The 13,858-nt window shown below is 71.9% G+C and carries 14 protein-coding genes; 6 read left to right on the top strand and 8 right to left on the bottom strand.

What is annotated here, in order from left to right; all coding sequences use genetic code 11:
* Positions 1-90 precede the first annotated feature (90 nt).
* Entirely contained in the window at positions 91-1,833 is a 1,743-nt protein-coding gene (locus tag ACIGFK_RS16335; RefSeq protein WP_400052253.1) for a SulP family inorganic anion transporter, read from the bottom strand.
* Positions 1,834-2,022: 189 nt separating this feature from the next.
* A complete protein-coding gene (locus ACIGFK_RS16330; protein WP_376655247.1) occupies positions 2,023-2,307 on the bottom strand; it encodes an SHOCT domain-containing protein in 285 nt (94 codons plus the stop codon).
* A 179-nt stretch (positions 2,308-2,486) separates the two neighbouring features.
* Here ACIGFK_RS16330 and ACIGFK_RS16325 point away from each other — a divergent pair, with 179 nt between their 5' ends.
* Positions 2,487-2,951, top strand: coding sequence for a Crp/Fnr family transcriptional regulator (locus tag ACIGFK_RS16325; protein WP_376655248.1), 465 nt, complete (start codon positions 2,487-2,489; stop codon positions 2,949-2,951).
* A 46-nt stretch (positions 2,952-2,997) separates the two neighbouring features.
* Here ACIGFK_RS16325 and ACIGFK_RS16320 read toward each other — a convergent pair whose 3' ends face one another.
* The 5 genes from ACIGFK_RS16320 to ACIGFK_RS16300 form a co-directional block, all read right to left on the bottom strand.
* Entirely contained in the window at positions 2,998-4,725 is a 1,728-nt protein-coding gene (locus ACIGFK_RS16320; protein ID WP_400052250.1) for a GAF domain-containing protein, read from the bottom strand.
* A gap of 86 nt (positions 4,726-4,811) precedes the next feature.
* Positions 4,812-5,081 carry a DUF1918 domain-containing protein gene (locus ACIGFK_RS16315; RefSeq protein ID WP_376655250.1) on the bottom strand — a complete coding sequence of 90 codons (270 nt, stop codon included), beginning with the start codon at positions 5,079-5,081 and terminating at the stop codon, positions 4,812-4,814.
* Positions 5,078-7,660 carry a cation-translocating P-type ATPase gene (locus ACIGFK_RS16310; protein ID WP_400052248.1) on the bottom strand — a complete coding sequence of 861 codons (2,583 nt, stop codon included), beginning with the start codon at positions 7,658-7,660 and terminating at the stop codon, positions 5,078-5,080. Before ACIGFK_RS16310 ends, ACIGFK_RS16315 begins: the two co-directional genes overlap by 4 nt.
* A 7-nt stretch (positions 7,661-7,667) precedes the next feature.
* Positions 7,668-8,531, bottom strand: coding sequence for a universal stress protein (locus tag ACIGFK_RS16305; RefSeq protein WP_400052246.1), 864 nt, complete (start codon positions 8,529-8,531; stop codon positions 7,668-7,670).
* The gene (locus ACIGFK_RS16300) at positions 8,528-9,436 is read right to left on the bottom strand and encodes a universal stress protein (RefSeq protein WP_400052244.1); all 909 of its coding nucleotides are present in this window, start codon (positions 9,434-9,436) and stop codon (positions 8,528-8,530) included. Before ACIGFK_RS16300 ends, ACIGFK_RS16305 begins: the two co-directional genes overlap by 4 nt.
* A 267-nt stretch (positions 9,437-9,703) precedes the next feature.
* Here ACIGFK_RS16300 and ACIGFK_RS16295 point away from each other — a divergent pair, with 267 nt between their 5' ends.
* The 5 genes from ACIGFK_RS16295 to ACIGFK_RS16275 all read left to right on the top strand — a co-directional run bounded on the left by ACIGFK_RS16295 (position 9,704) and on the right by ACIGFK_RS16275 (position 13,516).
* On the top strand, positions 9,704-10,369 hold the full coding sequence (locus ACIGFK_RS16295) for a CBS domain-containing protein (protein ID WP_376655254.1): 666 nt from the start codon (positions 9,704-9,706) through the stop codon (positions 10,367-10,369).
* Between the two features lie 32 nt (positions 10,370-10,401).
* Positions 10,402-11,280: a universal stress protein gene (locus tag ACIGFK_RS16290; protein ID WP_376655255.1), complete on the top strand. Its 879-nt coding sequence runs from the start codon at positions 10,402-10,404 to the stop codon at positions 11,278-11,280.
* A gap of 41 nt (positions 11,281-11,321) precedes the next feature.
* The gene (locus ACIGFK_RS16285; protein WP_400052242.1) at positions 11,322-11,924 is read left to right on the top strand and encodes a CBS domain-containing protein; all 603 of its coding nucleotides are present in this window, start codon (positions 11,322-11,324) and stop codon (positions 11,922-11,924) included.
* Positions 11,925-11,936: 12 nt separating this feature from the next.
* Positions 11,937-12,560: a CBS domain-containing protein gene (locus ACIGFK_RS16280; protein WP_400052240.1), complete on the top strand. Its 624-nt coding sequence runs from the start codon at positions 11,937-11,939 to the stop codon at positions 12,558-12,560.
* Positions 12,561-12,637: 77 nt separating this feature from the next.
* Positions 12,638-13,516 (top strand): universal stress protein, encoded by an 879-nt coding sequence (locus ACIGFK_RS16275; RefSeq protein ID WP_400052238.1) that lies wholly within the window; start codon positions 12,638-12,640, stop codon positions 13,514-13,516.
* A 44-nt stretch (positions 13,517-13,560) separates the two neighbouring features.
* Here the strand turns inward: ACIGFK_RS16275 and ACIGFK_RS16270 are convergent, their stop codons facing one another.
* A complete protein-coding gene (locus tag ACIGFK_RS16270) occupies positions 13,561-13,845 on the bottom strand; it encodes a dsRBD fold-containing protein (protein WP_376655259.1) in 285 nt (94 codons plus the stop codon).
* Positions 13,846-13,858 lie beyond the last annotated feature (13 nt).

Here is a 13,858-nt window from a genome sequence, read left to right as displayed (position 1 = left end):
TGCTGCGTTCCGGCGACGCGGCCGTTCCTTTTGGCTCTACAGCCAGCCTGTGCCACAGCCGGGTCGCTGCGCATGGGCCGGTCGGTCCCTCTACGTGGTGGAACCGCCCCCTGCAGTGCGCTGCCAGGTGCGATAGGCCTCGACCGCGGTGGGCAGGGTGGGGTAGATGTGTTCCGGCCCGACTGCTGCCGTCAGGCCGTAGGCGTCCAGGGGGGCGCGGAGGTCCTGTTTCACCCGCGCCAGGGCGAATACGATGCCCCGCCCGGCGAGTTCGGCTCGCAGGGCGTCGACGGCGTCGAGAGCGGTGATGTCGACCTCGACGTTGGCTTCGGCGTTCAGCACGAACCATCGAACCGGGTCGGTCTGTGCGTCGACCGCCCCCAGGGCGCGGCGGCGGAAGTCTTCGGCGTTCGCGAAGAACAGCGGGGAGTCGTAGCGGTAGACCAGCAGGCCGGGAATGGTCCGCGCTTCCGGGTAGTCGTCGACGTCATGCATTCCGGCAAGGCCCGCGACCGTGCCGAGGACGGCGTCGTGCGGCCGCGCGACCCTTGCGAGGACTTCGAGGACGGACAGCGCCACCGCGACCAGGACGCCGTACAGGATGCCGAGGGCGAGGACACCGGTGGTGCAGCCGAGGGCCAGCAGGAGCTCACGGCGCCGGAAGTGCGCGAGGCGGCGGAACTCGGCCACTTCCACCAGTCGCACCGCCGCGTAGACGACGATCGCGCCGAGAGCCGCGGTGGGGGTGTGGGCGAGCAGTGGGCCGAGGAAGAGGAGCACGGCGGCCACGCATCCGGCCCCGACGAGGGAGTACACCTGGGTGCGGGCGCCGGCCGAGTCGGCGAGCGCGGTACGGCTGGCACTGCTGCTGACCGGAAAGCCCTGCAGGACGCCAGCACCGAGGTTGGCCGTGCCGAGGGCCAGCAGCTCCCGGTTCGCGTCCAGCGCGCACGGATCCTCGCGCCGGGCGAACGCCCGGGCGGTCAGGACCACGTCCGTATAGCCGACGAGGAGAACTCCGAAGGCAGGAAGGACCAGGTGGGCCAGGTCGGCGGGGCGGGGCAGTTCGAAGTGGGGCAGGCCGGTCGGGACGGCGCCGGTGACCTCGACCCCGGCACCGCCGTCGAGAGCGAAGACCGCCACCGCCAGCGTGGACGCCACGAGCACGACGAGAGGGCCGGGCAGGACGGGCCAGAAATGCGGCAGGGTGAACAGCAGGAGCAGACAGGCGGCGGACAGGGCGGCCGTGGGCCCGTGTACGTCGGGAAGCTGCCGGAAGAAGACGAGGAGCTGGGTGAGGAACCCCGATCCCCCGCCTTCGGTCCCGGTGAGCCGGGGCAGCTGGTCCACGACCATGAGGAGGGCGACTCCGGCCAGGTAGCCGACCAGGACGGGCCGGGAGAGCAGGTCGGCGAGGAAGCCGAGCCGGACGGCCCACGCGGCGAGACACAGCAGTCCCACCGCCAGGGCCAGGGCTGCGGCGAGACCCGCGTACCGTGCGGGGTCTCCGGCTGCGAGCGGGCCCACGACGGCGGCGGTCATCAGGGCGGTGGTGGACTCCGGGCCGACCGACAGCAGCCTGGACGAGCCGCCCACCGGGTACAGCAGCATGGCGGGCAGGACCGCCCACAGGCCGACGACCGGGGGCAGGCCGGCCACACCCGCATAGGCCATTACCTGGGGCACGAGGTAGGCGGCGACCGTGACGCCCGCCAGGGCGTCGCTGCGCAGCCAAGCACGGCGATAGCCTCGGAAAGCCGACGGGACCGCGACCAGCCGCCGCACGTCCACAGGACACCTCCGGGCCTCCGCTGCTGGTGTTCGCCGCACCATCGTGCCGCGTGGAGCCCCGCTTGGACGTCAAGCACGCGTGTGGACCGGATGCGATCGCCACTCACCGCAGCCGGAACCCTGCCACCAGGGCCGGTGTGATGCGGATGGCATCGTCGCGGGATCGATGGTGTCGGCGTCGGCACCCTCGATTCGGTGCGCAAGCCGTCCGGCCTCGGCCCGCGGTGGTCATCAGGGGAGCGGCGGATTCGGGGCATGGCTGCGCAGCACCGCGAGCCGCCGCTCGTACTCTTCGTCGTCGATCTCGCCTCTCGCGAACCGATCCGCAAGGAGCCCTTCGGCCCCCTGGCCGGGGCCGGCGTCCGGGGCAGAGGCTGCACGCCCGTCCGGCCCCTCCCGCCTGTAGGCGCGGGCGACGAGGACGGCCGCCGCGACGATCAGAGCCCAGACGACGAGCGTGGTGAGTGACATGGCGAACCATCCCCAGGCGCCCATGCCGTGGCCGTTCCAGTACATCCCGCACCTGCCGGGTCGACGGGGCCGACGGCCGTGAACGGGCCGTCCGCTTCCCAGGTTCTCGGTCGGCACCGGTTCCGGCATGGGCCGTTCGGGCCCGGAAAGGGGCCACAAGGCCCATGCCGGGAAGCCGACAGCACGCCAAGTCTGGAGACGGACTCAAGTCAGGAGGCCGTCCCATGAGCACCCCGTCCTCCACCCGGATCGCCACGGCGCTGCCGGCCGACTGCCGCACGCGCCTGATGGAGATGGCCCGAGAGGTGAACTTCGCCGAAGGGGCCCGTCTCTTCCGCGAGGGTGGCCACGCCGACAAGTTCTGGATCGTCCACTCCGGCACCGTGACCTTGGACGTACACGTGCCCGGCCGGCGCGCAGCGGTCGTCGAGAGCCTGGGCGCCGGCGAGCTGGTCGGCTGTTCCTGGCTGTTCAAGCCCTACGCCTGGCGCCTGGGCGCCGAGGCGATGACCCCTGTACGTGCGTACGAGTTCGACGCGGAGCGCGTACGGATGCTGATGGACGCGGATCCGGCCTTCGGCTCCGCCATCGGCCACTGGGTCGGTCAGGTACTCGCCCACCGCCTGCAGGCGACCAGGATCCACCTGCTCGACCTGTACGCCCCCCACGGGAGCGGCCGCTTCCTGTGAAGGTCGTGTGACCTGCCGCCGTCGCTCGTGGAGTGCCGGTGACGGGTCACAGCGTCGGCGGGGACAAGGGCACCTCCCACTCCAGGCGGGTGCCGTGCGTGGCGTCGCTCCGCGCCGTGACCTCCATGCGGCCGCCGAGCTTCTCTGCTCGTTCGGCGAGGTTGTGCAGTCCGCTGCGCCGGCCGCCCTCGGGCATGCCGACGCCCCCGTCGGTCACCGTGAGGGTCAGCACCCCGTCGCCCGCGACGACGGAGACCTCCGCATGTGTCGCCCGGGCGTGTCGGGCGACGTTGCTGAGGGCTTCACCGAGGACGGCGAGCGCCTCGTCGGCCACCGCCGGTGGTACGTCGGTGTCGATCAATCCTTCCATGCGCAGCGCGGGGGCGAAGCCGAGGCCGGGCGACGCGTCGTCCAGGATCTGAACGACACGGGAGCGCAGCTTCGAGCCCGTCCCGGCATCGTGCTCGCGGAGCCCGAAGATCGTAGAGCGGATGATCTTGATGGTGGTGTCGAGGTCGTCGACGGCGCGGGCGAGCCGTTCGGAGGCTTCGGGGTGGTCGACGAAGCGCTGGGCGCTCTGGAGGGTCATGCCGGTGGCGAAGAGGCGCTGGATGGCGAGGTCGTGGAGGTCGCGGGCGATGCGGTCGTGGTCCTCCAGCATGCTCATCTGCTCGGCGTCGCGGCGCCGGTCGGCGAGCTCCAGGGCGAGGGCCGCCTGGCCGGCGAATCCGGGCAGTGCGGCGATCTCCACCGGGGCGAACACCGGTCGGCCGTGCCGCCGTGCCAGCATCAGGACCCCGCTCAGCCGCTCCTTGGTACCGACGGTGACGGCGACGGCCGGACCGAAGCCGGTCCATCGTTCGGGCTGCACGGTGACCCGCCGGTCGCACTGGACGTCCGTGACGGTGATGAGGCCGTCCTGGGCCAGGGCGGCTTCGGCCAGGGTGCCCGCCGTGCTGGGCAGGACGATCCCGCGGTGTGCGGCGGCGCCGTCCCCGAGGGCGATGGAGCCGCGCAGCTCACCGGAGGAACCGACGAGATAGAAGACGCCCGTGTCGGCGCCGGTGATGTCCTTGGCCCGTTCGAGCATCCCTTCGAGTACCTCGTCCTCGGGAGTGCCGGAGAGCAGGGCGCTGGTGATCTCGGAGCCGGCCGCCAGCCAGCGTTCGCGCACTCGGACCTCCTCGTAGAGGCGGGCGTTCTCGATGGCGATTCCGGCGGCGACGGCGAGGGTGGAGAGGACCGCCTCGTCCTCGGCGTCGAAGTCGGTGCCGCCGCGCTTCTCGGTGAGGTAGAGGTTGCCGAAGACCTCCTCCCGGACCCGGATGGGGACGCCGAGGAACGAGTGCATCGGCGGGTGGTGCGCGGGAAATCCGTACGAGGCCTCGTGCTCCGACAGTTCGGACAGGCGCAGGGGCTCCGGGTGACGGATCAGCTCACCGAGGATGCCGTGGCCGGAGGGCAGGTCACCGATCTGCGCACGGAGTTCGTCGCTGATGCCGACCGGCAGGAACTGGGCGAGCTTCTTGTCATCGCCGATCACGCCGAGCGCCCCGTACTCCGCGTCCACGAGCACCACGGCGGCTTCGACGATGCCGCGCAGCACCTGGGGCAGATCCAGCTCGCGCCCCACCGACATGACGGCCTCGAGGAGACCGTTCAGCCGGTCCCGGGTGCCCCTGACCTCGTCGATCCGCACCTGGAGTTCATCGAGCAGTTCGTCCAGCCGCAATCGTGGCACACGCGATCGGGCAGGCCCTTCGCCTGCGCTCATGTCCCGCCTCCGGCCGACGGCAACGGTGAGAGGACCACGGGTCCACCGTAGCCCCGGCCGGAGGAGCCTTCCTGCTCAGCCACGGGCTATTTCTGCTGCCTGCGGCTTCCTTCGGCGGCAGCACTGACCGCCCTTTCGTGCAGATGCCGGACGTGGGCGTCCGGGCCGGGGAAGAACACGGTCGTACGGCCCGTGTCGGACCAGCGCACGTCATAGGGAGGGGTGCCGTCGGCGTGGTGCAGGGCGACGACCTCCCCGTCCCGGCCTGGCTGGCCCACGGTGGGCCCACCGACGACGATCTGGTCGCCGACCTCGGCGTGGATCCCGGATCCGTGCTCGGGTGCATGGACGTTCATGGCCTTGCCTTTCTACGGAATGCGCCCCGCAGGAGCCGGGCGACTGCGAAAGCGGAAACCGCGGCGGCCGCGGCGAGCCACATGCCGGTCCAGCCGACGGGCTCGGTGTCAAGCAGCGATCGCAGCGCGGGGACGTACAGGGCGGCCACCGCCAGGACGGCGGATCCGGCCGCGGAGGCGGGCAGGAAGAGGTTCTTCCTGGTCATCAGACGGGCCCGCAGGCCGAGGGCCACGCCCAGCTGCGCTGCGAGCAGGGCGAGGAAGAGCACGCTCTGCCAGGGCAGGCCGACGGTGCGGGCGGCGAGGCCGGCCAGCAGACTGACTGCCGTGACGGCGGACGCCAGGACGAGGAGGCGCTGCCACACGCCCGCGGCGAGGATGTGCTGGCCCGGTGGGCGGGGCGGGCGCCGCATGGCCTCGGGAGCGACGGGCTCGGCACCCATGGCCACACCGGTGAGGCCGTGGGTGAGGAGGTTGATCCACAGGATCTGTCCGGCGCGCAGCGGCAGGGCCAGGCCGAGCAGGGGGCCGAGCAGCATCACGAGGATCTCGGCGGCGCCGCCGGCCATGGCGTAGACGAGGAAGCGCCGGATGTTGTCGTAGACGCGGCGTCCTTCCTCGACGGCTTTGACGACGGTGGCGAGCTCGTCGTCGGTGAGGACGAGGTCGGCGGCCTGGCGTGCCACTTCCGTGCCGCGGGCGCCCATGGCGACGCCGATGTCGGCCTGGCGCAGGGCGGGGCCGTCGTTGACTCCGTCGCCGGTCATGGCGGTGACGGCGCCGTGGGCCCGCCAGGCGTGGACGATGTCCAGCTTCTGTTGCGGGTCGGTGCGGGCGAAGACTCGGACGCCGGTGAGGTCGGTGTCCGGCGCGGCGGCCAGCTCGGGGCCGGTGAGGACCTCACCGGGCTCCCCGTCCTGTACGAGTCCGGTGCGCTCGGCGATCGCGCGCGCCGTCGCCGGGTGGTCGCCGGTGATCATGACCGCGGTGATGCCGGCTTCCCGGCACGCCGCCAGGGTCGAGGCAGCGGCGGCTTTCGGCGGGTCACTGACGGCGATCAACCCGAGCAGCAGCAGTTCCTGCTCCGCCTCGACGGCAGGCATGTCCCACAGGAGCCGCTCCGCGCCCGCCACCGCCAGCACGCGGAACCCGCGGGCGGCCAGTGAGGCGCCCTCCTGTCGGGCCCGGTCCAGCAGCTCGGCCGGATCGGCGAGCACCCGGGGTGTGAGGACGGCCTCGGGTGCCCCTTTGAGGCAGACCAGCACGTTTCCGTCGGGCAGGTGGTGCAGGGTGGTCATCCGCTTGCGCAGGCTGTCGAAAGGCGCTTCCGCGATCCTCGGACAGGCCTGGCGCAGCTCGGCCGGGCCGGGACAACCTGCTTTGGCGGCGGCTGCCAGGAGGGCGGCCTCCATCGGGTCACCGACGGCGCTCCAGGCGTCCGAAGCGGGTCCGGGCGGCTTGAGGCTCGCGTCGTTGCACAGGGCCGCCGTGGTGAGGAGCTCCTGCAGCGGGCGGAGCTCTTCCGGCGTCAGCGTGTGTCCCGCGCGTGTCAGCGTCCCGTGCGGCTCGTAGCCGCTGCCCGATACGGCGGCGTCGCCGGAGGGAGTCCACAGGTGTTGGACGACCATGCGGCCCTCGGTGAGGGTGCCGGTCTTGTCGGTGGCCAGCACGCTCACCGAGCCCAGGGTTTCGACGGCCGGCAGGCGACGGACCAGCGCGCCCCGCGCCGCCATCCGGCGGGCCCCGAGGGCGAGGGCGAGCGTGACCACGGCCGGCAGGGACTCGGGTACCGCGGCGACGGCCAGGCTGATGGCCGTGACGGCCATGGTGCTGGGCGCCAGGCCCTGCAGCAGGCCCAGGACGAAGACCAGTGCGCACAGGGCGATGGTGACGGCGGCGAGGACGCGCCCGAGTGAGGCGAGCCGCCGCTGGAGCGGGGTCGGCTCGTGGCCGCCGTCCAGTAGCGCGGCGATGCGGCCGAGGGCACTCGCCGGCCCGGTGGCCGTGGCGGTGGCGGTCCCGCGACCGCGTACGACGACGGTTCCGGCGGACACCGTCTCCCCCGCGGCCTTGTCGACGGGTTCCGATTCGCCGGTGAGCATGGATTCGTCCATCAGGAGTGCGGACGCCTCGCCGAGATCCGCGTCCGCGGCGACGATGTCTCCCTCTCCCAGCAGCAGGGTGTCCCCCGGGACCACGAGGGCGGCGGGCACCTCGTGCGCGGCTCCGTCGCGCACCACGCGGGCGTGGGGGGCCGAGAGGGCGGAGAGCGCGGCGACGGCCCGGTCGGCCCGGACCTCCTGGGCGACCCCCACGGTGGTGTTGACGACGATCACCAGTCCGATGACGACGGCGTCCGGGTGATCGCCGATGGCGATGGTGAGCAGGGCGGCCCCGAGGAGCACCATGATCAGCGGGTCGCGGAGCTGGGCGAGCACCCGGTGGTACAGCGGCGTCGGCGGGGGCGGTGCCACCTCGTTGCGGCCGTAGCGGACCAGCCGGCGTTCCGCTTCGTCCTGTGCCAGCCCCGGTGGGCCCGGGGCCCGGACGGACTCTGCGGTCGTGATACGGCTGGTCATGTCTGCCTCATCGCTCCGGAACGGTGATCACCGGGCAGTGGGCGCGGTGCAGCAGGCCGTGCACGGTGGAACCGAGACGCATGCCGGTGTACCCGCCGCGGCCTCGGCGGCCCACGACGACGGCCAGGGCGTGCTCGGCCGCGCGGGCCAGTTCCTCCACCGGGTGGCCGACCGGTACCTCGTGGGTGAGGCGCACGTCCGGGTACTTCTCCGGCATCCCCGCAGTGGCCTCGGCCAGAAGGGCCCTCTGCGCCTGAAGCGCGACTTCCTCGTCGTGGAGCAGGAAGACCGGCGGCTGCCACACGGAGATGGCCCGGACAGCGGCACCGTGCAGATCGGCCATGTCGAGGGCGTACTGAAGTGCTGTGACCGAGGCGGCGCTGCCGTCCACGCCGGCGACGACGTACGGCGGCTGCTGCGTGGTGTGCGGGGCATCGCCCACGACGACGACCGGGCAGGGGGCCTGCGCGGTCAACGGGACCACGAGCGATCCGGCGCTGAGCACTTCCGCGATGCGGCCGAGGTGCCTCGAGCCGAGCACGACCATGCGGACGTTCCCTGCCGATTCGGCGATGACCTCGGTGGGGGAACCTGCGCGCAGATCAGTCGTCACGGCCAACTCGGGATGACGGTCACGGACCCAGTCACGCGCCTGATCGAGTCTCTCGGCGCCTGCCCGTCGCAGGGCCGTCTGCCGCGGGGTGTCGTCGACGTGGTGGGTGTCGTGCTGAAACGGCACGGCGAGCACCAGGCGCACCTGGAGGTGGCGCAGGTGGGCTTCGTCCGCGGCCCATGCCAGGGGGAGGTGCCACTCCCGTTCGGGGTCGATGCCCACCAGGACGTCACGGGTGCCTTTCCACTGGCCGGTCATGTCCGGCTCCCGAAGTCGGTTCCGGCGCGGGGGATGAGGAGGACGGGGCAGTGGGCGTGGTGCAGCACGCTGTGCGTGGCGCGGCCCAGGTTGCTGCCGAATCCGAGCGCGCCCTGCGCCCTGCGCCCGCCCATGACGAGCAGGTCGGCGTGCCGGGACGCCTCGACGAGAACGCCCGCCACGGAGACGCTCTTCTCCGCGTCGCTCTCGAGCGGCAGCTCGGGGAACTCCGCGTGGACGGTGTCCGTGACCGCCTCCAGGACCGCCGAGTGCTCCCCGGCGATCCTGTCGACGTCGTCGAGCATGCTCACCACGCTGCCGACGGACTGGAGGACGTTCCACACGTGCAGCAGCCGCAGCGACGCCTTGCGCAGCTCGGCCTCCCTGGCGGCGTACTGGGCGCACACGAGGTCGTGCTCGTCACGGACGGCTGCGAGGACGGTGCCCCGTTCCTCCGTGCCGTCGATGCCGCGGACCACGATGACGGGGGTCCGCGCTCCGGCTGCCGTGTCGAGGCCGACAGAGCCCAGCATGAGCGAGTTGAAGCCGCCCAGACCGCGGTTGCCCACCACGATCGTGCCGTGCAGGCCGCCGGCCCGGTGCAGGCTGGTGACGGCGTCCGCACGGCTGAACTCGGTGGTCACCCGCAGAGCGGGATACTCGGCGGCCAGGGCCTTGGCCGTTTCGTCCAGGAGTTCACGGCCAGCGGCACGGACCCTTTCGATGGTCTCCGCCGCCACGTACAGGGCCCTGCCGTCCGTGTCGGCACCGTAGACGATGTGCAGGGGGCGGCTGCGGCGTACGGCCTCCCCAGCGGCCCACAGGGCAGCACGGCGTGCCGGCTCCGAACCGTCCACACCGACGATGACCGAGCTGGTGTCCGGGGTACGGATGGTGCTTTCCACGGGTTACTCCCAACCGAGAAGCCGATGGGGGACACCACCCACGCTGACACCGGCGGTCCGGCAGGAAGAGGGCCGCACGGGGACCGCTCCCGGGACCAAAGGTCCCCATCGTGGCGGCCCGGCCCGTACCGCCGCAGCCGAGTGGCCCGTACGGCCCCGGGACGGGACCGTTCGGCCCTCGATTCCCCCTCGTTCCCGGCGGAGGGTGAAAGGCACCTGGACACAGGGCTTCGGCCTCCCAACGAACCCGGACGGCAGGAGGGTCTCATGAAGCACATCAAGGTTGCCGACCTGATGACCGACGAGATCGTCTCGGTGGCTCCCGGCACCCCGTTCAAGGACATCGCGAAGCTCCTCGCCCAGCACGACATCTCCGGAGTACCCGTCCTGGACGACGAGGACCGCGTCGTGGGAGTCGTCTCCCAGACCGATCTGCTGGCCTGTGCGGCACCACCGTCCCGCCCCGGCCCGGGGACCGGTACACCGGCGCCGCCTCCCGCAGCGGGCGCCCTCATGTCCGCGCCCGCCATCACCGTACGTGCCGAGGAGACCGCAGCTGACGCCGCCCGGCTGATGACGCTGCGTGGCATCGAGCGCCTGCCCGTCGTGGACGTGGAGGACCGGCTCGTCGGCATCGTCACCCGCCGTGACCTGCTGCGCATGTTCGTGCGCCCCGATGCGGAGATTCGCCGACGCGTGCAGGACGTCCTCAGGGACGTCGTGGGGGTGCCGGTGGGCGACGTCGAAGTGCATGTCGTGGACGGCATCGTCGCCCTGGAGGGCATCGTGCAACGGCAGAGCCAGCTGCACGTCCTCCAGGCCCTCGTCGAACGGGTCGACGGAGTCGTGGCCGTCGCCTCGCACGTCACCGCTCGTGCCGAAGACCCGGCGATCACCCGGTCCGGCTCCGCTCGTCACGCGATGCCGTGGTGACGCCGCGCCACCGCACGAGGGAGCTGGTCATCGTGAAGAACCACGTAGCAGTCGGGGTCGACGGTTCGGCCGAGAGCCGGGCGGCCGCCCGTTGGGCGGCGCAGGAGGCCGTCCTGCGGCAGGTGCCCCTGCGGCTCGTCCACGCCGTCGACTGGCCACTGGACCCGGTCCTCCCCGGCCTGGGCAAACAGGATAAACAGGATGTGGACCGGTGGGCGGACCGGGCCCTGACCGAAACGGCGCAGGAACTGCACCGGCACCATCCGCACCTGGAGATCACGAGCCGCTGCCCCACGGGCCGACCGGCGGCCGCCCTCGCCGCCGAGGCCGCCGACGCCGCACTGCTGGTCCTGGGCTCACGCGGCCTGGGCGGCCTCGTGGGCTTCCTCATCGGCTCGGTGGCGCTGTCCACCGTGGTCGCCACCGACACCCCGGTCGTCCTCGTCCGCGTCGCCGACGACCCGGACGGCCCCGGCACCGACACCGCCGCCGAGGTGGTCGTCGGCGTCGACATCCACGAGGCGGGCGACCGGTTGCTCGCCTTCGCCTTCGAAGAGGCGGAACGACGCGGATGCCCGCTGCGAGCCGTACACGGCTGGAAGATGCCGCCCGCCTACGCGTACGTCCCCCTCTTCGACCCGGACAACGAACGGGACATCGGATGGAGCGTCACACACATGCTCGACGACATGCTGCTGCCCTGGCGGCACAAGTTTCCGGACGTGCGGGTCACCACCAACGTGTTCATGGGAGCCGCAGGTGAGCGGCTCGTCCAGGCCTCCCGAGGAGCGGGACTGGTCGTGGTCGGCCGCCACCTCCGCCGCTCGCCGCTCGGCGTACACCTCGGGCCCGTCGCCCAGGCGGTACTGCACCACGCGGCAGCGCCCGTGGCCGTCATCGCCCACGCCTGAGGAGTCCGGACCTTCCGCGGACCGACCGCAGAGGAGAGGCCATGAACCACCTGCGCGCCGTCGACGACGTCATGGTCCACGCCGTGATCTCCGTCGGCCACGACACCGCGTTCAAGGACATCGTGGAAACGATGCGGATGTGGAACGTCAGCGCCCTCCCCGTGCTGGCCGACGACGGACGGGTGACCGGTGTCGTCTCGGAAGCCGACCTGCTGCTCAACGGCACGGGTACCGATCCTGACCGTGCGACGACCGCGGGGCGGCTGATGACGCGTCCGGCCGTGACGGTGACGAAGGACGCCACGATCCCGGCCGCGGCGCGTCTGATGGCACGCCGCCACCTCAAGCGCCTGCCCGTGGTCGACGGCGACGGCCGCCTGATCGGCGTCGTCAGCCGCGGCGACCTGCTGAAGGTGTACCTCCGGCCTGGCGCCGACATCGCAGCCGAGGTCCGTGAACTGATCACGTACCGGCTCGTCCCACGCGGCTCGGCCGAGATCCACGTCCACGTCGCGAGCGGCGTCGTCTACCTGCACGGCTCCCTGACGGATCCCACGCTGGAGGACGTGGTGGTGCGCGCCGCCGGCACCGTACCGGGAGTCGTCGACGTCAAAGCCGACTTCACGGTCCCCGTAGCTGCCTGAGGGAAGGCCCTCATGAGGCACCGCAGCGTTGCAGAGCTGATGACGCCCACCGCCATAACGGTCCGCCCCGCCACGGCGTTCAAGGAAATCGCCCGGCTCCTGCAGGAGTTCGACATCACCGCCGTGCCCGTCGTCGACGAGACCGGGCGCCCCGTCGGCGTCGTGTCCGAAGCCGATCTCCTGCGCCGCCGCACCGCGGGGGCTTCGCCGACCGCCGGGGACCTCATGACGAGCCCCGCCGTCACGGCCCGCCCCGACTGGAGCGTGGTCCGTGCGGCACGGGTGATGCAGCGGCACGGAGTCAAACGCCTGCCGGTCGTCGACGAGGACGGACGAGTGAGCGGCGTACTCAGCCGGAGTGATCTGATCGGGCTCTTCCTCCGCCAGGACCACGCCATCCAGGAGGAAATCGTGGAAGACCTCCTCACCCGGACCCTGGGCATCGCTCCGTCCTCGATCTCCGTCGTGGTGGACGACGGGCTGGTGACGCTCAGCGGCACGGTGTCCCGTCCCGAGCTCCTGCCCGTGATCGTCCGGCTCTGCCAAAGCGTCGACGGCGTCGTAGACGTCGACAACAGACTCGTCCGCGCCCCGGCCACCGCTGACCGCCGGCAGGGGCCGGTCCGTCCCCGGTAGGACCGGACGGGCCTACCGGGGCGTCCGGCACGCAGCAGGACCCGGGAACAGTCGCGTCCCGTCCGAGGAGGAAGACCATGCCGAACAAGGTCATCGTGGGCCTGGACGGATCGGGCGCAGACGTCAGCGCCGCCGACTGGGCGGCCCAGGAAGCCGAACTGCGCGGCGCCGAACTCGATCTCCTCCATGCAGAGGACTGGCCGGAGTACGCCCCCTTCGCCGCGCCGCTTCCCGAAGCCCGTAGACGCTGGACCGACGACCTCCTCGCCGGCACCCGACAACGACTGGCAGCTGCGCACCCCGCCCTGGCCATCCGCACCCACCGTATCGACGGGCGCGCGGTGTCCGACGCCCTGGCGGCAGCCGCAGCGGAGGCGGACCTCCTCGTGCTCGGCTCACGCCGGTTCGGCGCGGTCGCCGGGTTCTTCGTCGGTTCCACCGGCGCCGACACCATTCCCCGGACGGAGACTCCCGTCGTCCTCGTCCGCGCGGCCGCAGATCCTGGCAGTACAGCCGGGCAGGGGGTAGAAGACGGGCCTGTGGTCCTCGCTGTGGACCTCCGCAGCACGTGCGACCGGCTGATCGCCTTCGCCTGCGAGGAAGCGCACCGGCGGTCCTGCCCGCTCGTCGTCATCCACGGCTGGTCACCACCGCCCGTGTTCGCCTACGCTCCCGCCTTCGATCCAGGCGTCGAGAGAGAGATCGCCGACGGGCTGCAGGCGACGCTCTTGGAACGGCTGAGCCCCTGGCAGCTGAAGTATCCCCGGCTCACGGTCGACGCACGCGCCGTCATCGGCCGGCCGGCCGTCCAGATCCTGGAGGCGGCGTCAGGGGCGGCCCTCGTCGTCGTGGGCCGGCGTATCCGCCGCTCGGCACTCGGCACTCACATCGGCCCCATCACCCACGCGGTGATGCACCATGCGGCCTCCCCGGTCGCCGTCGTCGCACACGACTGAGGAGGCACGGACAAGACCGGTTCCCCGACTCGTCGCCCATGGCTTCAGTCCGACGCGACAGCCCAAGGCGTTCCCGCTCGCGGGCGGGCTCCGGCGTCCTCCATGTCACCGAAGGCGAGGAGCTTCAGCTGCGCGCCGAGGTCTTCCATGGCCCGGGCCGCGGCGAGTTCGTCACCGATCTCCGGAACGTCCGCGTCGGTGGGGTTGCAGCGGGCGGTGCCGTGACCGGTGAGCTTCGTGGTGCCGGTGTCCAGTTCGATGCGGACGTTGGTCGTGCGGTCCTCCTCGAACAGGTAGGTGCGGGTCTTCCATTCCGTGATGTGCGACATGGTGTTCCTCCGG

This window comes from Streptomyces sp. NPDC085524, assembly GCF_044541755.1.
Classification (GTDB): Bacteria; Actinomycetota; Actinomycetes; order Streptomycetales; family Streptomycetaceae; genus Streptomyces.
The sequence above is the reverse complement of the archived record's forward strand: the minus strand, read 5'-3'. Positions and strand labels throughout refer to the sequence as shown.

What these genes read in the sequence shown, in the direction of transcription:
- ACIGFK_RS16275 (WP_400052238.1), top strand. Translation starts at nt 12,638, where the DNA reads ATGCCGAACAAGGTCATCGTGGGCCTGGACGGATCGGGCGCAGACGTC.
- ACIGFK_RS16320 (WP_400052250.1), bottom strand. Translation starts at nt 4,725, where the DNA reads ATGAGCGCAGGCGAAGGGCCTGCCCGATCGCGTGTGCCACGATTGCGG.
- ACIGFK_RS16325 (WP_376655248.1), top strand. Translation starts at nt 2,487, where the DNA reads ATGAGCACCCCGTCCTCCACCCGGATCGCCACGGCGCTGCCGGCCGAC.
- ACIGFK_RS16270 (WP_376655259.1), bottom strand. Translation starts at nt 13,845, where the DNA reads ATGTCGCACATCACGGAATGGAAGACCCGCACCTACCTGTTCGAGGAG.
- ACIGFK_RS16285 (WP_400052242.1), top strand. Translation starts at nt 11,322, where the DNA reads ATGAACCACCTGCGCGCCGTCGACGACGTCATGGTCCACGCCGTGATC.
- ACIGFK_RS16305 (WP_400052246.1), bottom strand. Translation starts at nt 8,531, where the DNA reads ATGACCGGCCAGTGGAAAGGCACCCGTGACGTCCTGGTGGGCATCGAC.
- ACIGFK_RS16335 (WP_400052253.1), bottom strand. Translation starts at nt 1,833, where the DNA reads ATGGTGCGGCGAACACCAGCAGCGGAGGCCCGGAGGTGTCCTGTGGAC.
- ACIGFK_RS16315 (WP_376655250.1), bottom strand. Translation starts at nt 5,081, where the DNA reads ATGAACGTCCATGCACCCGAGCACGGATCCGGGATCCACGCCGAGGTC.
- ACIGFK_RS16280 (WP_400052240.1), top strand. Translation starts at nt 11,937, where the DNA reads ATGAGGCACCGCAGCGTTGCAGAGCTGATGACGCCCACCGCCATAACG.
- ACIGFK_RS16330 (WP_376655247.1), bottom strand. Translation starts at nt 2,307, where the DNA reads ATGTACTGGAACGGCCACGGCATGGGCGCCTGGGGATGGTTCGCCATG.
- ACIGFK_RS16295 (WP_376655254.1), top strand. Translation starts at nt 9,704, where the DNA reads ATGAAGCACATCAAGGTTGCCGACCTGATGACCGACGAGATCGTCTCG.
- ACIGFK_RS16310 (WP_400052248.1), bottom strand. Translation starts at nt 7,660, where the DNA reads ATGACCAGCCGTATCACGACCGCAGAGTCCGTCCGGGCCCCGGGCCCA.